The 25,848-nt window shown below is 49.6% G+C and carries 20 protein-coding genes; 13 read left to right on the top strand and 7 right to left on the bottom strand.

The features are described from left to right. The first annotated feature begins 35 nt into the window (after positions 1-35). The 3 genes from ACXX82_RS06965 (at position 36) to ACXX82_RS06955 (ending at position 6,654) form a co-directional block, all read left to right on the top strand. Positions 36-332 (top strand): FmdB family zinc ribbon protein, encoded by a 297-nt coding sequence (locus ACXX82_RS06965; RefSeq protein ID WP_458562668.1) that lies wholly within the window; start codon positions 36-38, stop codon positions 330-332. Positions 333-1,486: 1,154 nt separating this feature from the next. After that, positions 1,487-4,423 (top strand): chemotaxis protein CheB, encoded by a 2,937-nt coding sequence (locus tag ACXX82_RS06960; RefSeq protein WP_458562667.1) that lies wholly within the window; start codon positions 1,487-1,489, stop codon positions 4,421-4,423. Then, positions 4,420-6,654: a putative bifunctional diguanylate cyclase/phosphodiesterase gene (locus ACXX82_RS06955; protein ID WP_458562666.1), complete on the top strand. Its 2,235-nt coding sequence runs from the start codon at positions 4,420-4,422 to the stop codon at positions 6,652-6,654. The genes ACXX82_RS06960 and ACXX82_RS06955 overlap by 4 nt, the downstream gene beginning before the upstream one ends. A gap of 145 nt (positions 6,655-6,799) precedes the next feature. On the opposite strand, the gene ACXX82_RS06950 is transcribed toward ACXX82_RS06955, so the two are convergent. Beyond that, a complete protein-coding gene (locus ACXX82_RS06950; protein ID WP_322233068.1) occupies positions 6,800-7,933 on the bottom strand; it encodes a sigma-54-dependent Fis family transcriptional regulator in 1,134 nt (377 codons plus the stop codon). A 249-nt stretch (positions 7,934-8,182) separates the two neighbouring features. Between ACXX82_RS06950 and ACXX82_RS06945 the strand changes: the two genes are divergently transcribed. Continuing rightward, positions 8,183-9,085, top strand: coding sequence for a LysR family transcriptional regulator (locus ACXX82_RS06945; protein ID WP_323506878.1), 903 nt, complete (start codon positions 8,183-8,185; stop codon positions 9,083-9,085). Positions 9,086-9,197: 112 nt separating this feature from the next. Here ACXX82_RS06945 and ACXX82_RS06940 read toward each other — a convergent pair whose 3' ends face one another. The 4 genes from ACXX82_RS06940 to ACXX82_RS06925 all read right to left on the bottom strand — a co-directional run bounded on the left by ACXX82_RS06940 (position 9,198) and on the right by ACXX82_RS06925 (position 13,888). Beyond that, positions 9,198-9,995 carry an SDR family NAD(P)-dependent oxidoreductase gene (locus ACXX82_RS06940; protein WP_322233064.1) on the bottom strand — a complete coding sequence of 266 codons (798 nt, stop codon included), beginning with the start codon at positions 9,993-9,995 and terminating at the stop codon, positions 9,198-9,200. A 101-nt stretch (positions 9,996-10,096) separates the two neighbouring features. Further along, positions 10,097-10,870: an SDR family NAD(P)-dependent oxidoreductase gene (locus ACXX82_RS06935; protein WP_458562665.1), complete on the bottom strand. Its 774-nt coding sequence runs from the start codon at positions 10,868-10,870 to the stop codon at positions 10,097-10,099. An 88-nt stretch (positions 10,871-10,958) separates the two neighbouring features. Next, positions 10,959-12,845 (bottom strand): TRAP transporter large permease, encoded by a 1,887-nt coding sequence (locus tag ACXX82_RS06930; protein ID WP_416186779.1) that lies wholly within the window; start codon positions 12,843-12,845, stop codon positions 10,959-10,961. Continuing rightward, on the bottom strand, positions 12,845-13,888 hold the full coding sequence (locus ACXX82_RS06925; RefSeq protein ID WP_322233060.1) for a TRAP transporter substrate-binding protein: 1,044 nt from the start codon (positions 13,886-13,888) through the stop codon (positions 12,845-12,847). The genes ACXX82_RS06930 and ACXX82_RS06925 overlap by 1 nt, the downstream gene beginning before the upstream one ends. A gap of 558 nt (positions 13,889-14,446) precedes the next feature. Between ACXX82_RS06925 and ACXX82_RS06920 the strand changes: the two genes are divergently transcribed. The 5 genes from ACXX82_RS06920 to cfa all read left to right on the top strand — a co-directional run bounded on the left by ACXX82_RS06920 (position 14,447) and on the right by cfa (position 20,143). Continuing rightward, entirely contained in the window at positions 14,447-15,637 is a 1,191-nt protein-coding gene (locus tag ACXX82_RS06920; RefSeq protein ID WP_322233058.1) for an acetyl-CoA acetyltransferase, read from the top strand. A gap of 201 nt (positions 15,638-15,838) precedes the next feature. After that, positions 15,839-17,494, top strand: a complete 1,656-nt coding sequence (locus ACXX82_RS06915; RefSeq protein WP_322233056.1) for an acyl-CoA synthetase — start codon at positions 15,839-15,841, stop codon at positions 17,492-17,494. After that, on the top strand, positions 17,491-18,063 hold the full coding sequence (locus tag ACXX82_RS06910) for a PPC domain-containing DNA-binding protein (protein ID WP_458562664.1): 573 nt from the start codon (positions 17,491-17,493) through the stop codon (positions 18,061-18,063). Before ACXX82_RS06915 ends, ACXX82_RS06910 begins: the two co-directional genes overlap by 4 nt. Further along, entirely contained in the window at positions 18,056-18,454 is a 399-nt protein-coding gene (locus ACXX82_RS06905; protein ID WP_322233053.1) for a PPC domain-containing DNA-binding protein, read from the top strand. The genes ACXX82_RS06910 and ACXX82_RS06905 overlap by 8 nt, the downstream gene beginning before the upstream one ends. A 534-nt stretch (positions 18,455-18,988) precedes the next feature. After that, the gene (cfa, locus tag ACXX82_RS06900) at positions 18,989-20,143 is read left to right on the top strand and encodes a cyclopropane fatty acyl phospholipid synthase (protein WP_458562663.1); all 1,155 of its coding nucleotides are present in this window, start codon (positions 18,989-18,991) and stop codon (positions 20,141-20,143) included. A 122-nt stretch (positions 20,144-20,265) separates the two neighbouring features. On the opposite strand, the gene ACXX82_RS06895 is transcribed toward cfa, so the two are convergent. Then, positions 20,266-20,739, bottom strand: coding sequence for a MarR family winged helix-turn-helix transcriptional regulator (locus ACXX82_RS06895; protein ID WP_322233049.1), 474 nt, complete (start codon positions 20,737-20,739; stop codon positions 20,266-20,268). A gap of 200 nt (positions 20,740-20,939) precedes the next feature. On the opposite strand from ACXX82_RS06895, the gene ACXX82_RS06890 reads away from it, so the two are divergent. The 3 genes from ACXX82_RS06890 to ACXX82_RS06880 all read left to right on the top strand — a co-directional run bounded on the left by ACXX82_RS06890 (position 20,940) and on the right by ACXX82_RS06880 (position 23,858). Next, entirely contained in the window at positions 20,940-21,299 is a 360-nt protein-coding gene (locus ACXX82_RS06890; protein ID WP_322233047.1) for a CzcE family metal-binding protein, read from the top strand. A 376-nt stretch (positions 21,300-21,675) separates the two neighbouring features. Beyond that, complete coding sequence (locus ACXX82_RS06885; RefSeq protein ID WP_322233045.1) at positions 21,676-22,677, top strand: Bug family tripartite tricarboxylate transporter substrate binding protein; 1,002 nt, start codon at positions 21,676-21,678, stop codon at positions 22,675-22,677. A gap of 50 nt (positions 22,678-22,727) precedes the next feature. Next, the gene (locus ACXX82_RS06880; RefSeq protein ID WP_458562662.1) at positions 22,728-23,858 is read left to right on the top strand and encodes a nitronate monooxygenase; all 1,131 of its coding nucleotides are present in this window, start codon (positions 22,728-22,730) and stop codon (positions 23,856-23,858) included. A 12-nt stretch (positions 23,859-23,870) separates the two neighbouring features. On the opposite strand, the gene ACXX82_RS06875 is transcribed toward ACXX82_RS06880, so the two are convergent. Continuing rightward, the gene (locus tag ACXX82_RS06875) at positions 23,871-24,638 is read right to left on the bottom strand and encodes a hypothetical protein (RefSeq protein WP_458562661.1); all 768 of its coding nucleotides are present in this window, start codon (positions 24,636-24,638) and stop codon (positions 23,871-23,873) included. Positions 24,639-24,881: 243 nt separating this feature from the next. On the opposite strand from ACXX82_RS06875, the gene ACXX82_RS06870 reads away from it, so the two are divergent. Then, positions 24,882-25,844, top strand: a complete 963-nt coding sequence (locus tag ACXX82_RS06870; RefSeq protein WP_322233039.1) for an alpha/beta hydrolase — start codon at positions 24,882-24,884, stop codon at positions 25,842-25,844. Positions 25,845-25,848: the final 4 nt, after the last annotated feature.

Here is a 25,848-nt window from a genome sequence, read left to right as displayed (position 1 = left end):
GTGAGATAACAGACCTGACATGACGGGAAAATACAATGCCGCTTTACGATATTCGCTGTAGCCATTGCGATGGCATATTTGAGAAGTTGCTGCGTTTGCAGGCTTTGGGCAACGATATTGGCTGTCCTTATTGCCAGCAACAGACCAATGCAACCCCATTATTAAGCGGCGGCCATGTCGCGTTAAAGACGACGCACAGTTGGAAACCTCGGAACGGTGCCGAGCAATTGGCGGGTATGGGCGCTGGTGGTCCGGGTGCACATGCAGGTGCCGCACCCAGCAGTGTCTTACATAATTGCAAAGGGTTTAATTGCAGTGTTTGTGATACCTGAACTGAAATGGAAGATCGTATTGAGGCGTGCCGACGACATTTGGTTGCGTCGTTGCGGGTTGATGTGATGTTATCAATTAACCTCTACATTAGGGTGCAGACAAAGCGGTAGCGTTGTGTTGATTCTGGCGAACGGTTCTTATTTTGCAGTGTCAAAGCTGCTCTATACAAATAAGGAAACCGACCTCATGATAGACAGCATATTGACTAGTATAAAAAATACGATGAATCAGGTACTGACTACGATAAAAAAGATAAATATAACAACAAAAAAAAATTATAGTAAGCAAGCTATCAACTTGGGTACTCAACCATGAAAAATATGTTGATGGTCACATTACGTGTAGTAAGTTTGTTAACTGTCTCAATAACTGTCTTATTAACTGTCTTAGTCACAGTGGGTTGCGCAAGCCATCCGGCCGAACCGGGTAGAGGTCCAGTGGTGCAAATGTACGGCACCATCGACACTGGCGTTACCATGCAATCTCGATAGTATTAAAACCTCCCCGCCAAATGGAACGATTGCGCCGACAAGGCGCATGACGTTCCTTTTCCTGTTTCCATCAGCTCATGGAATCAACGCTTAGCTATCACGTGTGACCTGTTTCACTAGGCAGTCGGCCGTTGCACCAAATCGGACGGATGTCAGGTTTTTCGCAACTAAAATTGTCGGGTGAAACGCAGCCAGTTAGTATTGAACATAGTACGGAAATGATGAACGCTGTTTTCATGGAGTCGCTCCCTGTCGGTGGTCCCAGTAGTTTATGATGCGTAACTTTTTTAATACTGTTTGTGTTTGACGTTGCCCTCGTTTTTAGCTTACCCGAAGATTTTGTTCGAGATTAAAATAACCGCTTAATAGATCACCCTGTCATTTTTCATTCCTTTTTGCCTTCATTCAGATTGGTTAAGATTGATTGTGTTGCGCCGTTTAATCACGCCATTCAGCCTCTTGTGAATTTAGTAGACTTATAGTTACCACATCGCTATGCTTTAGTTAAAGCAAAGAAAGACTAAGCACACGTGCGAAATTTTTAATATGTTGTGTTATTAAATCGAAAAAAATGCGTACTAATTTATCGATTTGTATCTTCTCCGATTCTGTTATTTATATCACTATTTTTATACGAAGACCCTTGGTAAAAGGAAATTGCCATGGTGGCTAAAGTAGTTAATATCGCCGCTGGCGAGAAGGCCGGCATGAGTCCCAAAAAACAGGAAGGCGATGAACGCTTTCCCATCGTAGGTATTGGCGCTTCGGCCGGAGGGTTGGAAGCGTTCGAGCAATTTTTCCGCCCTGTTCCAGCCGATTGCGGGATGGCCTTCATACTCATTTCTCATCTCGACCCAGATCATGTCAGTCTGCTAACAGAAATATTGCAACGCACAACCACGATGCAAGTATGTGAGGCTAGGGACGAGCAAAAAGTAGAAGTCAATTGCGTCTATGTTATTCCCCCCAATCGGGATATGACAATCAGTCGCGGCGCGCTACGCCTCAGCGTTCCCAAAGTTCCGCGGGGGCAACGGATGGCGATCGACGTATTTATGGGGTCATTAGCTAAAGATCAGGGATCAAGGGCGATTGGTGTTGTTTTGTCAGGTACCGGCACGGACGGTACTGTTGGCTTGAGTGCCATCCTTGCGGCGGGTGGAACCTCTATTGTCCAAGATCCGACTACCGCTAAATACGACGGCATGCCTCGCAGTGCGATCAACGCCGGGTGCGCCCGTTTTACATTCCCTGCAGATCAAATGGCGGCATATTTGTTAGATAACACTCTAAAGCCAATGCCATCGAAAGAACATTTACCGAGTGTGAAGGATACGTCTGGTAGCGTCGCCAAGATATTGCAGTTATTAAAAAGCGGCGCAGGACACGACTTTTCGCTTTATAAAACAAATACCATTTGTCGTCGTATTGAACGACGCATGTCGACTCATAACATTCGCGATATGGAAATGTACGCGCGATATCTCAGTGAGCATCCGGCCGAGGTACAAATCTTATTTAAGGAATTGTTGATTAACGTCACACGTTTTTTCCGTGATCCAGAGACTTTTGTCATTTTGAAGCAGGATATTCTTGCAGCGCTCTTAGCCGATACATCGGATCAATATGTACTGCGGGTGTGGGTGGCAGGTTGCGCCACCGGCGAGGAAGCTTATTCGATTGCCATCATTCTGCGTGAATTGATGAATGAGTGCGGACGAGAGTGCAAAGTGCAGTTGTATAGTACTGATCTCGATGATGAAGCAATTGCTATCGCCCGTGCCGGATTTTACGTATCGGGCATCAGCGAGGACGTCACGCCAGAGCGGCTTCATCGATTTTTCATCAAAGAAGATACTGGCTATCGTGTAAAAAAAGAAATCCGCGAGATGATCGTGTTTGCGGTCCATAACATTTTGAAAGACCCACCTTTCACCAAACTGGATTTACTCAGTTGTCGCAACGTAATGATCTATCTTGAGCCGGAATTGCAAAACCGTCTGATTCCTTCTTTTCATTACGCGCTTAAGCAAAACGGAACACTGCTATTATCGCCTTCTGAAGGCGTAGGTTCGCATACAGACCTGTTTGCCCCCATTAATCGGAAATGGAAATTATTCCGGTCTGTACCGTCCTCCACGCCGACACGACTTGTGCATGCGCGGGACTTATCATGGACAGCGGAAATACGTAAGAAAGTCCCCGAGGAAGTTATCAAAAAAACTAACGAAAATAGCTTCGCCGAGATCACAAAACGCGCGTTAATTCGCGCCTTTGCGCCTGCCTCAGTCATCACCGATTTGAAGGGTGACATTTTATATGTGCATGGCGATACTGGCAAATACCTGCGTCCAGCTCCCGGGCAGGCCACGCTGAATGTCATCGAGATGGCGCGTGAAGGATTGCAATCGGAGCTTCGTGTTGCCATTTATGCTGGCGCTAACCTCGGGACCTCGACACTGGATCAGGAAGTCACTCTCAAAACGGATGACGCTACTCAAATAGTGAGCATTAGTGTCAGACCGCAATCTGAGCCAGACACGAAAAAGGGATTATTGCTAATCAGTTTTAGGGAAGTGGCACAACCACCGGCAGGAGTTCCCGCTGCGGACGCACATCCCGCCAGTTCTGAGGAGTTGCGTCAGATTGAAGAGTTGCAACGCGAGCTAGCTTATATTAAAGAGAGTCTCCATTCGACCATCGAGGAACAGCAGAATTTTAACGAGGAACTCAAATGCGTTAATGAGGAGATGCAATCGACTAACGAAGAACTGCAATCGACTAATGAGGAGTTGGAGACATCTAAAGAAGAGCTGCAATCGGTCAATGAAGAACTGGTGACCGTCAACGCAGAATTAGAGGCCAAGATAGAACAATTGGCCGATATGCAAAATGACATGAAAAATTTGCTGGAAAATATTCACGTCGGCACGATTTTCCTTGATCAAAATATGCATGTGCGCAGGTTCACCCGGGATGCTGTGCGGATTTATCGGTTGGCACAGTCAGATATGGGGCGTGCCCTGGGCGACATTAAATCGGACCTCACTGGCGACGACCTGTTAAGCGAGGCCAAAGAAGTTCTGGAAACGTTGATTCCGCTTGAGCGCGAAGTCAGCACCGCCAACGGCGACTGGTATTTGGCCCGCATTCAGCCTTATCGCACTCTCGACAATGTGATTGATGGTGTCGTCCTGACCTTTACCGACATTACTGAACACATCAAAGCGATTGAGGCACGCGAGGCCCAGCATCTGGCCGAGGGCATTATCAATACTGTGCGTGAGCCATTACTGGTACTGGATAGTTCCTTCAGAGTGATATCTGCGAGCCAGTCGTTCTATCGGGAGTTTAAGGTTCAACCGCAAGATACAGTGGGTAATTTGATTTACGATTTAGGTAGCCGTCAATGGGATATTCTGGCACTGCGCCAGTTGCTGGAAAGTGTCCGACAACACAATGAGACTTTTGAAGACTACCCGGTAGAGCAGGACTTTCCGATTATTGGTCGCCGCAAAATGCTGCTCAATGCGCGTCGTATTGTCAGTAAAACCGGCGAATCGAATTTGATATTACTTGCTCTGGCGGCGGTCACATGAACGATAAGTCCAACAACGCAGATCGGCAACGATCAGAGGCTGAAACTAAACTCGCCCATTCGACGGTGACAACGGTATCGGAGTTCGCAAACTGCTCCACGGACGAAATTCTGCACGAACTACGCGTGCATCAGGTCGAGCTGGAGATGCAGAACGAAGAGTTGCGGCGGACGCAAATTATTCTGGAAGAGACCCGTGATCGCTACGTCGACCTCTACGATTTTGCGCCGGTCGGTTACCTCACGTTGACTTCCGAGGGTTTGATTATTGAGGTCAATCTTACCGCCGCAACGTTGTTGGGGATAGATCGGTCGAAATTACTACAGCGTCGTTTTGCACGTTTTGTCACGGTGGAAGATAAAGATCGCTGGCATCGATATTTCATTGGCGTATTGCGACAGACGCAACAGCAGCAATGTGAACTAACGATGTTGAGTAACGCTGGCTTGCCATTTGAAGTGCAGCTCGATTCTTTGCGTATAGACGCTGATGGGCCGATGAATCCGACACAGGTAGTGCGGGTGACTCTTACGGACATCCACGTCCGCAAACAGGCAGAAGCCAAGCTGCATTTGATTGCTAAGGTTTTTGAGCAGAGCGGCGAAGCCATCATGGTGACGGATGTCAACCGTGCGATCATCATGGTCAACCACGCGTTTACGACGATCACCGGTTATAGCGAAGCCGAGACGATCGGCAAGAATCAAAACATGTTGCAAACCGACCATCACGGTCAGGATTTTTATCAAAAAGTGTGGACCACCGTCGATATGGAAGGGCATTGGCAAGGCGAGATGTCATGCCGTCGTAACGATGGCCGTCTATATATGGGATGGTTTTTGATAAGTCGTGTGCTTGATGCAGACAGCAATCTCTCTAACTATATCGTGATTTTCAGTGATATTACTGAGCACAAAGAAGCGCAAGCGCATATCCATCGGATGGCGCATTTCGATGCTCTCACCGGATTACCGAACCGTGCGCTATTAAAAAACCGTATTCTCCACGATCTCGCTATCGCACAGCGCAACCAGAGTGCGCTGACACTGATGTTCCTTGATCTGGATCATTTTAAAAATGTGAACGATTCGCTCGGGCACCAAGTAGGTGACCAGTTATTGGTCGCATGGTCGAATCGCCTGATCCAGGCGGTGCGCGGACAAGACACCATTTCGCGACTCGGTGGCGATGAATTTATTCTGGTATTTCCGGATACAGATGCAATAGGTGCGGCGCATTTGGTTGAAAAGATACTTGAGTTGGCGAAGAAACCTTATCAGATTGAGCAATATGAGTTGGTGGTGACGCCATCCATCGGCATTGCCATATTTCCTGGTGACGGCACTGATTTTGAAACGCTGTCTCGCAGCGCCGACGTGGCGATGTATCGTGCCAAACAAGCAGGGCGAAACGGGTATCGTTTTTTTACGTCCGAAATGCAGGCCAATTCGGCGCGAGTCATGGTCATCGAAAATGCTCTTCGTCACGCACTGGAGCAAAAACAATTTCAGCTGCATTATCAACCCCAGATACGATTAAGCGACGGCGGTATGGTTGGTGCAGAAGTCTTGCTACGTTGGGAACATCCTGAACTCGGACACCTGGAACCCTCTGATTTCATCCCGATTGCAGAGGATAGCGGTCAAATTTTGCAAATTGGCGAATGGGTGTTACGCCAGGCAATTCGGCAATGCAAAGCGTGGCTCGACAAAGGATTGCCGCGGACACGGATAGCGGTCAACCTTTCTGCCGTGCAGTTTCGTGATCCACGTTTGCCTGAGTTGGTGATGCAGATATTGACGGAAGAAGATTTACCTTCGCATTATCTGGAACTGGAGTTGACCGAAAGTGCGGCCATGGATAATCCTCATGAAGCCATCATCATTATCGACAGACTGTTGGCACATGGCATTCGGTTATCTATCGATGACTTCGGAACGGGCTATTCATCCCTCAGTTATTTACGCCGATTTAAGATTTGCAAGCTAAAGATAGACCAATCTTTCGTGCGGGATATTAGTGAAAGCACGGAAAATCGCGCCATTATTACTGCCATTATTGGTATCGCCAAGAGTCTCGGGTTGGGGACCATCGCCGAGGGCGTGGAAACTGAGGAGCAAATGACGTTTTTGCGAACAAAAGGTTGCGACGAGGTGCAAGGATTTTATATAGGCCTACCACTTCCACCGGATCAGTTTGAGCAGAATTTTGAACTTAAAAAAATACGCTAAGTAAATAATATATTAGCGCTTTTCGGTGTAACCAGATTTTGTCGAAACAGGAGTTAGTTCGGTTTAAGCCATTAAACAGCTTTGGCTTAAACCTCTGCTGTACTTCACGGTACGGTGCGTAATCTACGATTTAACTACGCCGCAACTAGGTTGCATAAGCGGGCATGGCCTGATCACGCACATGGGGAATTTCTAGTTCGCGTAACTTTCGATATAGCGACGCACGGCACATTCCCAATTGTCTTGATGCTGCAGAAATATTCCAGCGACTACCAACTAAAGCATCGATCACCCGCGAGCGCTCGTCTCTAAGCGGAACGTTAAACGTGCGCGATGGAGATAATCGGCTTGGTGGGAAAGCCTGATGGACGGTATTCGAGTGATTAACTGAATGACTGACCGGCAGATCCTGAAGCTGCATTAAATCCTCGGGAAGATCGCTTGCTTCGATCCGATTGTTGCTCATCACCGCGCAGCAATAGCGGACCACCGCGTGCATTTGCCGTAGATTGCCGGGCCACGAATAGGCCATCATTTGTTGCAGAGCTACTGGTGACATAATCCGTTCAGCCTTGCAACTCAGATAGCCAGAAGAGTTGATTGGGCTCATTTGATCGATTTGATCGAGAGATAATTCATCAGCTATCATTTGCATGATTAATTGTTTTTTATCTGCACGTGCGCGCAGTGTCGGCAAGCGCAACACGCCACCCGCAATGCGATAATACAAATCTTCGCGGAAGCGGCCTTGCGCAATTAACGTTTTTAAATCCTGATGCGTTGCACAAATCAAGTGGATATCGACGCTGACAGGATGCGCCGCACCCAGTGGAATGACTTCGTGTTCCGACAGCACTCTCAACAATCGGGTTTGTAGAGAAAACGGCATGTCGCCGATTTCATCCAAAAATAATGTGCCGCCATCGGCTTGTTGGACTTTGCCCTTCATGCCACCGGGCAAAGCACCAGAAAATGCGCCTTTGCAGTAACCAAATAATTCACTCTCAGCCAGACTTTCCGGGATTGATGCGCAATTGACGGCAATCAGGTTGCCTTTGCGCCGCGCACTATATGCGTGAAGTGCGCGTGACAGATATTCCTTACCGGTTCCGGTTTCACCCAAAATTAAAATGGGAATACCTTTATCGATCAGTAATTTACCGCGCATGATCAATTCTTGCATCTGGGGATCGCCACCACATAGTTCATCCAATGAGCGATACGAAGTGGTTTTTGAAAGGCCGGTATTGCTAGATACGGTGACCGTTTGTGTCGGCATGCTTGTCTCCTAGTTCTACATTGTGAACTGATTTTTATGAGTGGCATTGTCTGGCTTGTGACCTGAGACGCCTTTAGAACTATTCAATATTCACAACGCTGGTGAATATTGAAACTTTTTCAGAGTGTGCACTAACATCTGAATCAAACTGATTTGGTGAAGCTGCACTCGCTGTGCCTAAGAATAGCTAGCTTGATTGATTACTTCCAATACAATATAGTCACCCCATTAATACCTTGAAGGTATCAGATGATCGAATTACGCCATTTGACTTATTTCAGAACGGTCGCGGAAACCCTGCATTTTGGACGTGCGGCTGGATTGTTGCATATCTCGCAACCGCCATTAACACGACAAATTGCGGCCTTAGAGCGTGAATTAGGCGTGTTGCTGTTTGACCGTAGCAAGCGCAATGTGCAACTGACAAAGGCAGGGCACAATTTTTACAAAGACACGGCGGAGATATTTAGTGCGTTGGAGCGTGCAAAACGTAATGCCGTCTCTACCAGTGCAGGCAAAATCGGTCGGTTAATGGTCGGCTTTATGATGTCGTCGGCGTATAACATCTTGCCATCGGTAACGCGCCATTATTCGGTGACCTATCCTGACGTCGATATGCAACTGATCGAATACGTGCCTAATTTGCTGGTCGGCGATATCAAGGAAAGCAAAGTTGACGTCGGTATTATGTACCGGCCTGAAGACTGCACCGGTCTTGATAGTCGCACTATTTTTAGCGAGCCATTGGTCCTGGTACTACCAAAACATCATCGGTTGGCAAGTCATGAAACGATCTCGCCGAACGATCTGGCAAGTGAATCTTTTATTAGCATTCCGCGCACGATTGCGCCAGTCGTCTATGACATGATAGTCAGCTATTGCCAGGCTAACGGCTTTCACCCACGCATCAAATTAGCCGCCAATTTGCAGCAAACCATTGTCAATTTAGTCGGCGAAGGGTTGGGTGTGGCGATGGTCCCGCGCTCAATGCAAGCCATGCATCTGGAAACAACGGTGTTCAGGCAGATGACGGACGCGCCGGTGGTTGAGGTGGCTGTGATCTGGAACAAAGAAAATCGGAATCCGTGCGCCCGCACATTTGTCGAAACCGCAGAGGAAGCGTGGAAGAGTTTTAGACAAACATCGGATTAACTATGTCACTCGGACACCATTAAGTAGATCAAAGAAGAGGCCTTAACAAGCGCTGTATCGGCATTCTTTTCTGATCGATTGGCGTGTAAATATGAGGAAAAATATAGCTGGTTCAAATACACTTGAGCGTCAGTCCACCATCCACAATTAAATCTACGCCGGTAATATACCGCGCTGCATCCGACGCCAAAAACAAAGCCGCGTGTGCAACATCCCAGGCATCGCCCATAAATCCCATCGGACATTGCTCGTGACGCTTGCGACGCATTTCTTCGATATCGCCGCCATACGATGCTTTGAGTGGCTCGCGTATCATCGGTGTATCCATCAGGCCGGGTAAAATACAATTCGCCCGAATTCCGGAGGATGCGTATTGTATAGCGATGTTTTTGGTCACCGCCAGCATGGCTGCCTTGGTCGCGCTGTACGCAACATAAGGAAAGCCGATCCAACGCAATGCAGCGACTGAGGAAATATTAATGATGACACCTTTCTTCTGGCGCTCCATCACCGGCAACACATATTTGCACGTCAGAAACACGCTGCTTTGATTGACTGCTACCAGACGATCCCAGCTTTCTTCGCTCGTTTCAACCGGACCGCCAACTTCGGCAATCCCGACATTGTTATGCAATACATCAATCCGATCGAAATGGTCGAGCGCCGCTTGTATCATCGCTTGAACATCGTCGCTTTTCGAAACGTCGGCGGAAATAGCCTCACACACGCCGCCTTCCGCGCGGATCAAATCGCGGGTTTCTTCTGCCGCTTGCAAGTGGCGATCCACCGCAAGAATCGTTGCGCCTTCGCGTGCATATAAAGCAGCAGCGGCCTTGCCATTACCCCAGCCAGGCCCAACCGAACCGGCACCCGTGACGATGACAATCTTATTTTCCATAGTGCGCAACATAAATTATTCCTTGTAAGTAGGACTTAGGCAAAACCACTCCAGCGGCGTTGTGCTTTCCTGGCCGGTCAATAGATAGGCAAATAGATATTCAATATTCCAAATTAGATACTGAGTACGCCAGCGGCAATAAAGCCACCATCAACCGGCACAACATGACCGCTGATGTAGGCGGCATCGGCTCCGGCCAAAAACGCCACAGCGGCGGCGATTTCATCGGGTGTTCCGTAGCGTTTCATCGGAATACCGTTGGTAAAACTGAGGCGTGTTTCAGCAGAATGCAAAGTCTGCGTCATTGCCGTATCGATCGGGCCGGGCGCAACGCTATTGACCGTTATGCCGTGTTCTGCCAACTCGATTGCCATCTGGCGCGTCAAGCCGATGACCGCAGCTTTTGACGTGCCGTAAGCAGTGCGTCCAGCGCTGGCCCGTAAGCCCGAGACAGACGATATATTCACAATGCGACCCCATTTGTGTCGCAGCATCAGACGTGCCGCATGCTGACCGCATAGCAACACGCTGGTGAGATTGGTGGTGACGGTTTTTTGCCAGGCATCCATTGGCAAGTCCAGAAATGCATAGGTTTTTGCGATGCCAGCGTTATTGATCAGCACGTCGCAGCGACCATAATCCAGCGCGATAGCGGCGAATACTTGTGCGATCGTTTCAGGATTGCTGACGTCCATGCAAATTGGCGTAGCTGAGCCGCCCGAGTCGTTTATTTTGTTTGCCGTTACGGTGGCTGCGTCGAGGTTGATGTCGGCGACCAATACGTGCAATCCATCTGCCGCCAGACGTGCCGAAATGGCAGCACCGATACCCATGGCTCCGCCCGTCACCAGCGCCACCCGAGGTGCGCGGTTATCATGTTGGGACATTTTATCTCCGTTAGGTTGGCGGTCTGTTTAGCTAGTTAGCTATCTCTTGCAGACCGCCGGTTTTGAAGTCGAATGGTTTTTAGGTCGATTATTTATCGAGGAATCCGATTGAAATCCAAGGAATAGCAACGACGATCAGCAATGCTATAACCAGCGCAGCGAGATATCCCCAGACCCGATTGAACACTTTATCCGGCGATACTTTGCCGATGGCGCATGCTGCATAGAAACCGACTCCGAACGGCGGTGCGAACAAGCCAATTCCCATTGACAGGATTACCACCATGGCATAGTGCACGTCGTGCACGCCTAATGAACGCGCCACTGGAAATAGTAACGGGCCAAACAATACAATCGCTGGAATTCCTTCCAATATGCTGCCCAGCACGATGAAGATAACCACTGAAATCAGCAAGAAACCGATACCACCGCCTGGAACACCTTGCATCAGCGTCACCAGCTTGGCCGAGAAACCGGATTGTGTCAGTGCCCACGCCATTGATGTCGCCATACCGATGATCAGCAGAATCGCGCCTGACAAGGTTGCGGCTTCAACCAGCATTGGATAAATACGTTTGAAGTCGAGGTGACGCATAAACAGATGCATTACCAGTCCTACCACGATGGTATAAGCCACGCCGATAGTCGCCACTTCGGTCGCTGTCGCGACACCTTCGATGACTGCCACGCGGATCAGTATCGGGAGTGCCAGAGCGGGTATGGCGATGATCAGTGTTTTACCAATGACTGCAAATGAAGCACGTTTGATGTTGGTGATCGGCTCCCGACGGGCCCGAAGCCAGCAGACTGACCCAATAGCGATAGTCGCAATTACCGCTGGCATCAAGCCACCGATGAACAATGACGTAATGGATACGCTACACACCGCACCGATCGTGATCAGCACCAGACTTGGCGGAATCGTTTCGGTCATGGCACCGCTTCCTGACAATAGCGCCACCAATTCCTCCGGCTTGGCGCCGCGTTTCTTCATCTCAGGGAACAGAGCCGGTGCAATGGCCGCCATATCGGCTGCTTTAGAGCCGGATATACCCGATACCAGAAACATCGCGCCAAGGAGGACGTATTGCAAGCCGCCGCGTACGTGTCCAAGCAACGCGGCCATGAAATCGATCAGCGTACGCGCCAGACCGCTGATTTCCAGCAGTGCGCCGAGCAAAACAAATAACGGTACCGAGAGTAAAATCAGACTGGACATACCTTCGTCCATGCGGCTCACCACGATCATCATTGGCGCATTCGTGGCTAACGCCAGATAAGCCATGGTGGCAGTACCGAATGCAAACGCAATTGGAATACCGCCAGCCACGCACGCACCAATCAGCACGACGAAAAATATGATCAGATTGTAGTTGCCCATGGCGAGCAGCAATGGTTTGCCTAGCCACAAAGCCAGAGCGATAACGCCCACCACACCGATTGCTGAGGTGACTTGTTTAAAGGTCGCATGGCTAGCCATACGGGCAACCGCAGCCAGCAACATCAAAATGGCACCGACTGGCAAAGCCGCCGCACGCAGGCCGTCCGGAATTTCCAGAGCGGGCGTGGTGATCGCCATTTGGTCGGTCGCATGGGTGACGGCCGGGTGAATGATCATCAGAACAAAGATGCAGACAATCAGCGCTGCCACAGTCTCGAACCAGATGCGCCATTTTTCGGAAAGTTTATTAACAATCGCCGTTAGCCGCATATGTTCACCACGGTCAAGCGCCAGCACCGCACCCAGCATCGATAGCCAGATGAATAGTGTTGAGGCCAGTTCGTCCGACCAGATCAGCGGATCGTGCAACGCATAGCGATAGGTCACGCCGATCAGCAATATCAACGTCTCAACAATCACCAGCGTTGCCGCCACCGCAGCGACAACGTGCATCACGCCGCGGTTGACCGTCGCCAGAAGCCGCGCCAGAAAATGGCTTTGCACTGGTGTGGTATAGGTCGTAGCGGCGTCCATCAGGCCAATTTTCCAGTGTATTTCTCAAGGATGGCCCAAGCCTCATCCCCAAATTTTTTGTGCCATTGCTCGTAAAATCCAGCACTACGTAGCTTGGTGCGAAAAGCGTCGTTGTTGGTATCGTTGAATTGCAGGCCTTTGGTTTTCATTTCGGCGACTAGTGAATCGTTAAGTGCCTTGGTGTCAACGCGTTGCTTCAGACCGGCTTCGTTGATATTACGCGTGACGATATCCTGAAGATCCTTCGGCAGCTTTTCGAACGAGGTTTTATTTGCCAGACACCAAAAACCATCCCACATATGATTCGTCATCGAACAATATTTCTGCACTTCGTACAGTTTGGCAGTCGAGATGATCGCTAGTGGATTTTCCTGGCCTTCGACGATTTTTGTTTGCAGCGCTGAATAGACTTCGGCAAAGTTAATGCTGGTTGGCGCAGCATCAAATGCGCGGAACATTGAGGTCCAGAGTGGACTTGGTGGAACGCGTAATTTCATACCTTTCAAGTCTTCCGGCTTATTAATCGGGCGACTGCTGTTGGTGATTTGGCGATAGCCGTTATCCCAAATTTTGTCGAACGCGAACAGTGTCGATTTCGCCGAAATCTGTTTGCGCACGTGGGCGCCAAGATCGCCATCCATCGCTGCCCACACTTGGTTGTAATCTTTAAATGCAAAACCAATTCCGCTGATTTGTGCATCCGAGACTAGTGTTCCAAGAATCAACGGTGAAAGCAAAAAGTAATCAATAGCGCCAGCACGAATTTGCGACAGCATGTCGGTATCAGTACCGAGCTGGCTATTTGGATAGACTTGCATATCAATGCGACCTTTTGAGTCGGTCGCAATTTTTGCCGCCATTTCTTTTGCCCGCACATTCATCGGATGTGTGACTGGCAGATTATTGGCGAATTTTAAGGTGAACTCGGCAGCGGCAAAAGCTTGTGTCGAAACCATACTTAAGCCACTGGCGGCGATTGCCGATGTGGCAGAAATTGTTTTCAAAAAATTGCGGCGTGAAATGATACCAACGCGATTACCCATCTGTTTGTCTCCTGGATTTTAGTTATATAAAAAATGATCTCTGGAACCTGGTAGCTACGCTGCGTAAGATTGGATAGAGCAATTTAAGTGCCAAGGCCCAGTTTTGCTATCGGCGGTTATTCCGATTGGCTATATTGTCGTGCTTCTCTTCCTCCTCGTCTCTTGCTCTGGCAGCTATCCTCAGCCCAGTGCTGATATTCTCGTCTAAAAATGCAATTTCGACAAAGGATGTCAGGTGTTTATTTTGTGCGACACCTGTCGCATAAAATAAACACCTGTCGTTACTGCGGTGCAGCAAAATTCTTTATCGCACGCTGCACGCCAGTTGCTATGCAATCGCCGCCCCAAAAATCGGTCCATACGCCACGCCGCTGCGCAAAAGGATAATATTGACGCCATACGCTTTCATTCGCTTCTACTTCATTTTTCGCCTTGATCTACATTGAGAATGACCATTTGATAGTTCTTGGCGACAGTTACCTATAGTTGCCGTTCGTGTCATAACCTTGGCATTATTTTTGCATAGCATTATTCTGAAAACTCTTTTTAGGAATCCAAATGACGACTTCCTCTCCATCGACTTCCGCCCCATGCATTACCGGCTGGAACCATTCTAAGTTTGGTAAACTTGATGCCCTCGATCCTGAAATATTGATTGCCGAAGTAGCGCAGGCGGCGATAGCGCACGCGGGTCTGACACCGGCCGATATCAGTTCTATTCACATCGGCACCTTTAATGGCGGCTTTCTGCAGCAGGATTTTCCTTCTTCGCTCATTTTTAATAGCATTCCGGAAATGCGATTCACGCCAGCAGTCCGGGTCGAAAACGCTTGCGCCACCGGCTCAGCAGCAATTCATTCAGGATTACAGGCAATTTTATCCGGTCAGTCGCGCCATGCGCTAGTCATTGGCTACGAAAAAATGAGCGAACTGGCTACAGCGGCAGTTGGCGATGTCTTGCTCAAATGTTCCTACGTTAAAGAAGAAGCGGCCATTGCTGGCGGTTTCGCAGGTGTGTTCGGCAATATTGCCCAAGCCTATTTTGATCGTTACGGCGATCAGTCGGATGCTTTGGCAGCAATCGCAGCAAAGAACCATAAAAATGGCGCGGCCAATCCTTATGCGCATATGCGCAAAGATCTGGGCTTTGACTTTTGCCGTCATGTATCTGAAAAGAATCCATTCGTCGCCGGCCCGCTGAAACGTACCGATTGTTCCTTGATTTCAGACGGTGCAGTGGCAATGATCATCAGCGCCGCTGATGTCGCTAAAAGTATGCCGCGTGCGGTGCAGTTTCGCTCGGCAGTGCACGTCAATGATTTTCTGCCGCTCAGTCGGCGTGACCCAACGTCCTTCGAGGGCGGCAGTCTGGCGTGGAAGAGGGCGCTGGCGCAGGCAAAGTTGACGCTTACAGATCTGTCGCTGGTAGAAACCCACGACTGCTTTACTATCGCGGAATTGCTGGAATATGAAGCAATGGGTTTGGCTGAGCCAGGACGAGGCGCGCACGCGATTCTCGACGGCGTCACCACCAAAGAAGGCCGTTTACCGATTAATCCTTCTGGCGGACTGAAATCGAAAGGTCATCCAATTGGCGCCACCGGTGTTTCAATGCATGTCATGGCAGCGATGCAGGCTTGCCACGATGCGGGCGAAATGCAAATAGCGGATGCCAGATATGTCGGCGTATTCAATATGGGCGGTGCCGCAGTAGCAAATTATGTCAGCATTTTAGAGCGCGTCAGGTAGGTACCTCGAAAAACCTGCTGCCCAAACAGGTACCTCAAAAAACCTGCTGCGCAAACCAATCTCGCATTTCCGATGCTCACCGTACCTCCGTACGGCTCTGCTTCTCAATGCGACCCTGGCTCGTGCAACAGGTTTTTTGAGGCACCTGATGAGGCGGTGTAAAAGCAAAGCAAACCAGAGCAAATCAATCTTGAATTCTTGATGTTTGTCTTGTCTCCGCACAGCTCACATGCAACAACAATTAATAAGCCCAACCGAAATAAGAGCGAGACCATGTTAAAAAAAGTCATGAATCTGGGGCGGCTGTTATCGGATGTCGCGCGCCGTTTTCCCGATGACGCGGGCATCATTATTGGCGATGACGTCGCTACCTGGAAAGATATTAATGACCGCGTCGATGCGGTAGCGCATGCTTTGCATCAATTAGGCGTCAAAAAGGGTGACAGGTTTTTGGTGCATTCTCGCAACAATTTGCAAATCTTTGAGAGCGCCTGGATCGCATTCAAACTCGGCTTGGTATGGGTTCCTACCAACGTGCGTATTACGCCACCGGAAGCCGCTTATCTGGGGCAATCCAGCGGTGCGACGGTGATGTTGTATGACCGTGGTTTGGCACATTACGTCGATGCTATTAAAGCTGTTTCTCCTGCGCTGACACATGTGATTGCCCTCTCCGATGCGCGTGACGGAGAAATGGACTATGGGACTCTTGCAGCAGCGCCGACAAGCGGTGCAGTGCCGTTTGACGAGGTCGAGGTAGAGTATGAAGATCCGCTCTGGTTCTTCTATACATCAGGTACGACCGGCCATCCAAAAGCAGGAATGTTATCGCACGGACAAATGGCGTTTGTGGTGACCAACCATCTGGCTGATTTGCTACCAGGACTATCGCATCGCTCGCGTTCCTTGGTAGTTGCTCCACTCTCGCACGGCGCTGGAATACACGCGATTGTCAATACGGCCCGCGGTGCTGCCAGCGTATTGCTTGCGACCGAAAGATTAGTGCCGGAGGAAGCCTGGCAACTGGTAGAGAAACATCGTATCGATAATATGTTTACTGTCCCGACCATCGTCAAAATATTGACCGAAGATCCATCGGTAGACCGTTACGATCACAGCTCGCTTCAGCACGTCATCTACGCTGGCGCGCCGATGTATCGTGCCGACCAGCGTTACGCGCTACAGAAGCTCGGTAAGGTGTTGGTGCAGTATTACGGGCTCGGCGAAGTTACCGGCAACATTACATTTTTGCCGACTTATATGCATACCGACGATGACAACGATCCGCATGCGCGGGTCGGCACGTGCGGCATTCCCCGCACGGGAATGGAGATTGCCATTCTCAATGATAGCGGACAAAAGTTGACGGCATTCGAGACCGGCGAAATATGCGTACGCGGCCTCGCCGTATTCATGGGTTATCACAACAATCCGGATGCCAATGCCAAGGCATTTAAGGACGACTGGTTTCATACCGGCGACATAGGCCACGTTGATCGTGAAGGATTTCTTTATATCACCGGTCGTTCCTCTGATATGTATATTTCAGGTGGTTCTAATGTGTACCCGCGCGAAATTGAAGAAGCATTATTGACCCATCCGGCAGTGTCGGAAGTCGCGGTACTGGGTTTGCCGGACCCGAAATGGGGTGAAAGCGGTATTGCGGTGATCGTTACCAAAGACAATTTGACTGTGGAGTGCGGACAGTTACAGGCACATTTGGAGGAACGCATCGCCAAATATAAGTGGCCGCGTCGGTTTGTGTTTTGGGAAACAATGCCGAAATCCGCTTACGGAAAGATTGTAAAGAAAGAGGTTAAAGCGTTATTGGAGGCAGAAGGGGAGTGTCATCTATGAACACCAGGAACGCGTCACATACGAATGCCTCGCCACAGGCGCATCGGCCACGCATGATGCTGCATCCCGGACTGTTTAATCCGGTCCGTATTCAAAGTCGGCATTCCGCCAGTGGCAGACATGTCCGTTTGACGCTGGTGCCAGGCTTAAGTCTCTTTGAAGCTATTGTGAAGCCATTGATCGAGATCGGTATCAAGAACGCCTCGACCACGATACTCGGTGGTTATTTCGATCATCTCGAATACTGCGTCGCGCCGCCCGATCCATCTCATCAAGCCATGATCGCTTATTCGAAACCGATTCAGGCTGGGCGCGCATACATGATTTTTGGCAATGCTACGCTGGGTAAAAATCAGCATGGTCGTCCCATCGTGCATTGTCATGCGGCTATTCGCACAGAGAATGGGACAGTGAAGGGCGGTCACATCATTACTGATACCTGTATTGTTGGATCGACCCCAATTTCGGTGCTGGTTACCTCGTTGGATGGCTTTGAACTACGCGTGACTTTCGATCCAGAAACGAATATTCCCTTAATACAACCGCAAGCGGAGAGTCCGAATGAATGATACAACGATCGTTGAAACCGGCACTATGGGACGCGTTGCTTATGCACGTATCGCACCTAACGAAGATCTGGTTTTAGGGGTCGAGAAACTGTGTATCGCAGAGGGCTTCAAGAACGCCTTCGTGCGGGGGGCGCTGGGTAGTCTGGTGGATGCGTGTTTGGGAACGCTGGATGGCAAATATGTCCAGATTAAAGGGCCAGCGGTTGAGATTGTCAGCCTTGCGGGAGAGGTTCGCTCAAAGGATGATGGTTCTCTCATTGCATCACTCACTGGCGTCGTTGCCGACCCGGAGGGTAACGTTTATGGTGGCCCCTTTGTCGCCGGTGCGAACCCAATTTGTATGACCTTCGAGGTGACTCTGGAAGAGTGGCTTCCGACCGCGCACTCATAATTCTCACCCACTTGTTTCGCTTTTAAACGTGTGACCGATTCAGCAATCGTCGATGCGATTGCAATGCAAACTATGTGAAGATGGCGAAGGCAGCGCTTGGTTGGCTGCCTGTTTACATTTTTATTCACTGTGAATATACTCATCCAGCATCAAATTATTGCACGCATTCAAGTCATGCAAAATTAATCATCGCCATCTCGCATCATTTAAATTTACACTAGACCATTCTGGCGAATCACCACTGGTTAGTATCTGCCAATCGCGATGAAACAAATCGGGCTTTACTTCTGTGCGCAAACACAATTGTGATGGAGGAAAAGAGTTATTTCATGTCCCGCCTAAAAAAATTTTACGCCTGATATTTATCTATTATGATTAGTAACTCGCATAATTAATAAAAGTTGATATTCCGAGTTATTAATAGAAGACGTGAGACTGATTATTATTTCGCAAAGAGCATCAGAAATTTCATACTCGGGTAGACATAACATGACAACTTCGCACAGTAGTGGATTGACACCGACAACGCTCAATATGAAAGCGAATGGTCCGAAAATCATCAACCAGTTGTTTGAACATGCGGGTGTCAAGTTGAACGGAGACGCGCCATGGGACATGCAAATTTACGATAATGCTTTTTTTCGGAAAATGTTTACAAAATGGGAACTGGGGATCGGCGAGTCATACATGGACGGAGATTGGGACAGTCAGCAGCTTGATGAATTTTTTTTCAAAATCACCAGTCATGACCTCGAGCAAACAGTCGTAGGTCCCGCCAAGTTCAGATTTGCGCTGGAAATTTTACGTCAAAAATTCTTCAATCTTCAAACTGAAAATCGTGCCTTTCAGGTGGGCGAGCAGCACTATGACATCGGTAATGATCTATTCGAAAGCATGCTCGATTCAAATTTGATGTACTCATGCGGCTATTGGGAGCACGCAAAAAATCTGGAAGAGGCGCAACTGCATAAGCTTGAATTGATTTGTCGTAAGCTTGAATTAAAGCCGGGTGAACGGTTACTAGATATCGGATGTGGTTGGGGCGGTTTAGCACGCTACGCTGCAGAAAAATATCAGGTCGAAGTCGTCGGAATTACTATTTCAAAAGAGCAACAAAAGCTGGCGCAAGAAAAGTGCGCAGGATTGCCCGTCACCATTTTGTTAACCGACTACCGAGAACTTACCGGTGAGTTCGATAAGATTGTATCGGTGGGTATGTTTGAGCACGTCGGAGCAAAAAATTACGCTACTTACTTTGATGTTGTCGGCAAGTTGTTAAAGGCAGATGGTCTTTTTCTATTGCATACCATTGGTAACCATGTGACTGAGACGAGAAGGGATATGTGGCTGGATAAATATATTTTCCCGAATGGTCATTTGCCCTCGGCGAAACAAATTTCCAGCGCCCTTGAAGGACGGTTTTTGATTGATGACTGGCACAACTTCGGCCGCGATTATGACCGAACGCTGATGGCATGGTGGGATAATTTTGATAAAGCATGGCCCACATTGAAGGATAAATACGGCGAGCGTTTCTATCGAATGTGGAAATACTTCTTACTTTCTTCTGCTGGTTTTTTTCGCTCAGGTCAAGGCCAGCTTTGGCAAATCGTTTTGAGCAAACGCGGTCGGCCGGTTACTTATCGTTCCGTGCGTGGGTCCCCAGCAATTGAAAGGAACCAAGGGTAATATTTAGCATGCATGTTTTATTTCCCTTGCTCACTTACAGGGAAATGTTGCAATGTAATAATTTACACACCAGAGAACCAGCATTGCAACGCTGGTTTTCCCCGCATCTATCAGACTGCCCATTAAAGTGTGTCACTGCGCGTCGGGCACGAAGCCAGCGCACCGCTTAAAGCGTCGAAAACGCGTAAGCACGCATGAATATCCGCGGTATCGATATCGGTAAACAACTGCCGTCGGAAGGGTAACAGTGCCGCTTCCAGTTTCAGCACGCGACAACTTCCCTCTTCAGTAAGATATAACAGCTTCGCCCTGCGGTCGGTAGGATCTTCGCGCCGTTCGACCAATTTTGCGGCAATCAAATGATCAATCACGCGCACCACAGAGGCAGGATCCAATCCCAATGCATCAGCGACGCTGCCCGGGCGCACGCCGCTACCGAGGCGGCCAATCATAACCAGTGGCCATGCGGTAGCTTGCGACAAGCCTAAATTCGATACGCTTTGATCGGCGGCAACCTTATAGGCGCGTGTTATCTGGCCGAGTGACATTGTTAAATGCATTAGGTCACGGTCATGTTGTTGAAGTGTGTCAGGCATAGTTTGTCTCTTTTTTGGTTTTCATACTAAATATTAACATGCAAAGTAAAAGGCGTATAATTAGTTTTGTCGGACAACAATCAATGCAAGTTGTAAGGCAATCGAGTTGAAGCCACAGATTGGCTTATTCGTTATTTCAGAAGTAAAGAAAAAGTATTAGAAGTATTGTAATTTTAACAACCAACACAAAGGAGTACATCATGTCCAATAATTCTATCTCCGCCCTTACTGCCGCTGGCACACTGCGCACTTCGCTTTTGGCTTCAATACTCGCCATAGCATGCTCTTCCTCATTTGCAGCAGAATTGCCACTGAAGTTTTTGGGTGATCCCGGTACGACAGGAACCGCGACGCAAACCATCAACATCAAACCTGATACCAAGTATGTCAATGTGACCGGCGGTCAAACGGTCAAGTTTGTTGTTGGCGACAAATCGTTCGCCTGGTACTTTGACGTCGGTACCAATGTTTCAACGTTTGACTTGAATCGGGTCGCACCGGCTAATATCCTTACGCAACCGATTAAGGTTTATGTCGCGCAAGACGTTACGTCGATTTAGTATTGCGTAGCAGACATGCCGCGGCAACGAGCCCGCGGCTGTTTGTTTTAACCTCAACAGTCCATCGCCGCATTGCGCTCCCTCGGCATCATTTTCCCCGACCCTTCAGTCAAAGAGCAGATTTTATTGGCCTCACTTTTGATGGCTAGTCATTGATTTATCACACTTTAAAATAACACCATTCTGTCCTCGCTTCGTATCAAAGTGTGAATGCGGTTCTACTAATTAAAATAAGTTATCCAAGGCTCGCGTGGTATCATTTTCGAAATAAAGAATAATAATTCGAAATTTCGATAAAGAGACGCAGCGTTCTGATGCTGATCGAGCATCATTTTCCGCATCCAATTCGCTTACCATCGCCCTAGGTAGAACAGCAATGACAATCCGATCACCCGCTTCGCCCCAGCGTCGCCACATCATTCAGAGCGCGGCCGTAGCCCTATCAAGTTTGGCGTTTGGTATTAATCCTGCCGCCGCCGCCCGCTTTACTGATGGGGTTGTAAAAATCATGGTCGGCTTTCCGCCCGGCGGTTCCGGCGATACGTTCGCGCGCATTTTTGCGAACGCATTACGGGAAGAGTTAGGCAATCCGATTATTATTGAAAATAAGCCTGGTGCCGGTGGTTTGACCGTCGCCCTGACATTTTTGCACGGCCCCAAGGATGGTAGTCAATTGATGATGGCAACCGGTTCCACTGCCGTGTCCGCCCCCATTTCGCATGCTAATCCGCCTTACAATCCAGTGACCGATTTCCAATGGATAGCGCTGCTGAGCAACGCCCCATTCGTGATCGCGGTCAACCCAAACCTTCCCTTTACGGACCTCAAGGGCCTCGTCGCTTACGCCAAAGCACATCCCAATAAATTATCTTATGGACATGCCGGACTTGGTACAACGGTCCATCTGGCAGGCGAGCTATTTAAATCGATTGCAGGGATTGATGTAGCCGATATTGCGTACAAAGGTAGTGCGGGCGCGATTGTGGCTTCCCTAGCCGGTGAAGTGCAAATGGTTATCGAGACCTCCGGCACGCTCATGCCATATCAAAAATCCGGCAAATTGCGCATCATTACCACGATGGCGGAAGCGCGAGAAAGAAATCTGCCGGATGTGCCAACCTCACGGGAGGCAGGATACGATTTGATCGCGGGAACTGCTAACCTGCTTGCGGCACCATTAGGCACACCGCGTGATGTAACTGACCCGATTTCGCTGGCCGTAAATCGTACGATGGCGCGTCCTGCCATACAGGCACAGTTGACCCAACTGGGAATTGAACCTGTACTGAAATCCAGCCCTGCCCAAGCGCAAGCTTTTGTCGCTGCTGAAGTTGCACGCTGGACACCGCTGGTGAAAAAGCTTGGTATTGCGCTGTAACTCTTATTTAAATTTACTATCTCGCACTCGCTTCGCTAAGGAATAGAACTATGCGTACCCCTATTTGTGAAAAACTCGGTTGTGATTTACCGATCTTCGCTTTCTCTCACTGCCGCGACGTCGTGGTGGAAGTGACCAAGGCGGGCGGCTTCGGCGTGCTAGGTGCCTCGACTTTTTCGCCTGAGCAACTAGAAACCGAATTATGCTGGATCGATGAACATGTGGGCGGTCGCCCGTATGGAGTAGATGTCATTATTCCGACGAAGTACGACAAACAATCAGAAAGCAGCACGCAAGATCTGGAAAAGTTAATTCCGGATGAGCATCGCGCTTTCCTGGATAAAATATTGGATGACGCTGGCGTTCCGCCCCTTCCCGAAGACGAACGTGAGCGCATCCACGCCTCGATTGTGCATGGTCGCGGTAACATGACACCCGATGGTGCACGCCGCTTGCTACGCGTGGCGTTGACGCATCCCCAAGTCAAGCTGGTTGTCAGCGCGCTGGGATCGCCGCCACCGGATATAGTGGCAGAATTGCGCGAACGTGGTGTCATGATCGGTGCCATGTGCGGCAAAGGCGAGCATGCTGCGCGTCATCGCGCTGCCGGTGTCCAGCTCATCGTTGCGCAAGGCACTGAGGCAGGCGGACATACCGGTGATATCGCCACGATGGTGTTGGTGCCGCAGGTCGTTGAAGCGTGCGGTGATGACGTCGCCGTGTTAGCGGCGGGCGGCATTGCCAAAGGTAGTCAGATTGCAGCGGCGCTGGCATTAGGAGCACAAGGGGTCTGGTGCGGCAGTCTTTGGCTCGGCACGCGTGAAAGCGAGTTAGACCCATTCGAGAAAGAAGTCTTATTCGAGACTAAGACCGAGGATGCCGTGCGTCGTCGTGCCCGGACCGGCAAGCCGGTACGCATGATTAAGAGCTTATTGTCGGAGGCATGGGAGCAACCGGGTGCGCCCGCTTACTTACCGACTCCGCTACAGGGGATTCTCTACAACGAAGCGCATGCACGCGTAGTGCGCGCCAAGCGCAAGGATTTGTACTCTTTCCCTGTCGGTCAGGTCGTCGGCATGCTCAATGAAGAAAGTTCAGTACGGGATGTCATGTACCGTCTGCAGCTTGAGTATATCGAGACCATGGAGCGATTACATAAGTTGTCGCCCGCAGACGCTTAAGCTACCGTAGGTTTAAGCAGGTACAACGCTGGCGTCAATCAGGGCGCTGGCGGGAAACTGCAATATGAGCACTTCAACACCTTTCGCCCCAGCTTGAAGTTCCAGCACATTATCGTGCGGGATAAAGAGTGTTGCCAAGGCAGTTAAATCTGTTTTGTCGACACACAGCGCACCGTCTGTCACTACATAAAAACGCCCACCGTTATTCTCCCCGCATTCAGGAGCAGCTACTTTGTGGTGGGGTGGCACACGGACGATCCATGCGGCAAGCCCGCTTTCTTCCGGCGCGATCAGCACTTCTTCAACTACTGATTCCAAACCAGACAATGCTTGCGCCATCACTGTGGCACTGGGTGCCGCATGCATTTGCTGTTTCTTAATGCGTAGCGGTAAATGTGGTCGTGATTCCGGCAGATACCATGCGCCAGTATCGCCAAGCAGGCGCAAAGTCAGATAAGAGACGCCCCCTTCACCAGACATCAGCGGCCCATAGGCAGAATAGCGAGACGCATAATGCACCTCTAAATGTCGGATGCCATGCTTTCCAAGAAATCCGTCGCCGGCGACAAATACCTGAAATTGATGCTGAGTATGAAAATGTGTCGGCAGCGTCCAATTCGCTTTTTGCTCGACCAGATAGGCTTGCGCTCTTGCTACGCCGTTGGTGGTAATTGCTTTGCTATCCGGCTCGATCAAATCGGTAATATGTCCAACGAACTGTGGACTATTGCGCGCACGACAACCGGTTTCTATTGTTCGCGCTTTTTCTAATGTTTGCATGACAATCAAAATAAATTCCTCTTTGAATTAACTTCATGAGTCTCAATTAAATTTCGAAATAGCGAAAACTTTTTCGAAATTAAAGTATAGTTATCTGCAATCGCCGCGTCAACCATGAGTCAATTGTGCACGAACAGGCGGTGCAACGACGCAAAAAAAACGATATAGTTGTCATAACAAAATGTCGCGTCGGATTTTTGACCTTAAGACGCCACGTCTCTATCAACCCACTCGAGTAATCACATGCCAACATTAGACCCTGAAGTCGAACATTTGCTCGCGCTAGGCCGTGCAGCGGGGCGCGTCCCGTTTGAAGCAATGACGCCCGACGCTGCCCGCGTTGCCTACGCTGCTTCGAAGGATGTCATGCAAGCACCATCAGTGGAAGTTGCATCGGTGCGTGATATTTATATTCCCGGATTGGGTGGATCCTTGTGCCTGCGGCTGTATCGTCCGATGGGCACTCTTCTGGACGAGCAACTTCCTTGTCTGGTCTTTTTGCATGGCGGCGGATGGGTGATCGGCAATCTGGAAAGCCACGACCGGTTATGTCGTCGCTTAGCCAATGCAGCGCGCGTGTGCGTGGTGGCGGTTGATTATCGGTTAGCACCGGAGCATCGCTTTCCAGCGGCGCTGGACGACGCAGCGACTGCATTGCGATGGGTCGTGGATAATGCCGTCGAGATGTCGATCGTGCCGGACCGCATTGCTGTCGGTGGCGACAGTGCAGGCGGCAACCTCGCCGCAGTACTGGCATTGATGGCACGCGATGGTACTGTGCCTCCGCTGGCGTTTCAGGCGCTGATTTATCCTGCCGTAGATTTGACTGCCGCCAGCAATTCCTATCAGACCATGACTGCTGGCATTCCGCTGACCGCCGCCACCATGCACTATTTCATTGATCATTACACGCCTGAGGTGAAGGACAGGCTTGACTGGCACGCTTCTCCGATCAAGGCTTCGAGTCTGGCCGGAACACCGCCTGCACTGGTCGTGACGGTCAGCAACGATCCGTTGTGTGACGAAGGGTTAGCATACGCCCGTCGGCTGGAGGAGGAGGGCGTGCGCGTCACCTCGTTGCACTTGTCGGACCAGATTCACGGCATGCTGATGATGGGACAATTTTTGTCTACCAGCAATATCGTTGTCGATTATATCGGCGCCACGCTCGGTGCCGCTTTGTATTCCCTTACCGCAACAGATTAGAAAG

The sequence above is a fragment of the Glaciimonas sp. GNP009 genome (assembly GCF_054343755.1).
This window is presented reverse-complemented; position numbering and strand designations above follow the sequence as displayed.

What these genes read in the sequence shown, in the direction of transcription:
- ACXX82_RS06940 (WP_322233064.1), bottom strand. Translation starts at nt 9,995, where the DNA reads ATGTTGCGCACTATGGAAAATAAGATTGTCATCGTCACGGGTGCCGGT.
- ACXX82_RS06955 (WP_458562666.1), top strand. Translation starts at nt 4,420, where the DNA reads ATGAACGATAAGTCCAACAACGCAGATCGGCAACGATCAGAGGCTGAA.
- ACXX82_RS06915 (WP_322233056.1), top strand. Translation starts at nt 15,839, where the DNA reads ATGTTTGTCTTGTCTCCGCACAGCTCACATGCAACAACAATTAATAAG.
- ACXX82_RS06870 (WP_322233039.1), top strand. Translation starts at nt 24,882, where the DNA reads ATGCCAACATTAGACCCTGAAGTCGAACATTTGCTCGCGCTAGGCCGT.
- ACXX82_RS06890 (WP_322233047.1), top strand. Translation starts at nt 20,940, where the DNA reads ATGTCCAATAATTCTATCTCCGCCCTTACTGCCGCTGGCACACTGCGC.
- ACXX82_RS06875 (WP_458562661.1), bottom strand. Translation starts at nt 24,638, where the DNA reads ATGCAAACATTAGAAAAAGCGCGAACAATAGAAACCGGTTGTCGTGCG.
- ACXX82_RS06945 (WP_323506878.1), top strand. Translation starts at nt 8,183, where the DNA reads ATGATCGAATTACGCCATTTGACTTATTTCAGAACGGTCGCGGAAACC.
- ACXX82_RS06935 (WP_458562665.1), bottom strand. Translation starts at nt 10,870, where the DNA reads ATGTCCCAACATGATAACCGCGCACCTCGGGTGGCGCTGGTGACGGGC.
- ACXX82_RS06930 (WP_416186779.1), bottom strand. Translation starts at nt 12,845, where the DNA reads ATGGACGCCGCTACGACCTATACCACACCAGTGCAAAGCCATTTTCTG.
- cfa (WP_458562663.1), top strand. Translation starts at nt 18,989, where the DNA reads ATGAAAGCGAATGGTCCGAAAATCATCAACCAGTTGTTTGAACATGCG.
- ACXX82_RS06905 (WP_322233053.1), top strand. Translation starts at nt 18,056, where the DNA reads ATGAATGATACAACGATCGTTGAAACCGGCACTATGGGACGCGTTGCT.
- ACXX82_RS06880 (WP_458562662.1), top strand. Translation starts at nt 22,728, where the DNA reads ATGCGTACCCCTATTTGTGAAAAACTCGGTTGTGATTTACCGATCTTC.
- ACXX82_RS06920 (WP_322233058.1), top strand. Translation starts at nt 14,447, where the DNA reads ATGACGACTTCCTCTCCATCGACTTCCGCCCCATGCATTACCGGCTGG.
- ACXX82_RS06885 (WP_322233045.1), top strand. Translation starts at nt 21,676, where the DNA reads ATGACAATCCGATCACCCGCTTCGCCCCAGCGTCGCCACATCATTCAG.
- ACXX82_RS06960 (WP_458562667.1), top strand. Translation starts at nt 1,487, where the DNA reads ATGGTGGCTAAAGTAGTTAATATCGCCGCTGGCGAGAAGGCCGGCATG.
- ACXX82_RS06925 (WP_322233060.1), bottom strand. Translation starts at nt 13,888, where the DNA reads ATGGGTAATCGCGTTGGTATCATTTCACGCCGCAATTTTTTGAAAACA.
- ACXX82_RS06950 (WP_322233068.1), bottom strand. Translation starts at nt 7,933, where the DNA reads ATGCCGACACAAACGGTCACCGTATCTAGCAATACCGGCCTTTCAAAA.
- ACXX82_RS06965 (WP_458562668.1), top strand. Translation starts at nt 36, where the DNA reads ATGCCGCTTTACGATATTCGCTGTAGCCATTGCGATGGCATATTTGAG.
- ACXX82_RS06895 (WP_322233049.1), bottom strand. Translation starts at nt 20,739, where the DNA reads ATGCCTGACACACTTCAACAACATGACCGTGACCTAATGCATTTAACA.
- ACXX82_RS06910 (WP_458562664.1), top strand. Translation starts at nt 17,491, where the DNA reads ATGAACACCAGGAACGCGTCACATACGAATGCCTCGCCACAGGCGCAT.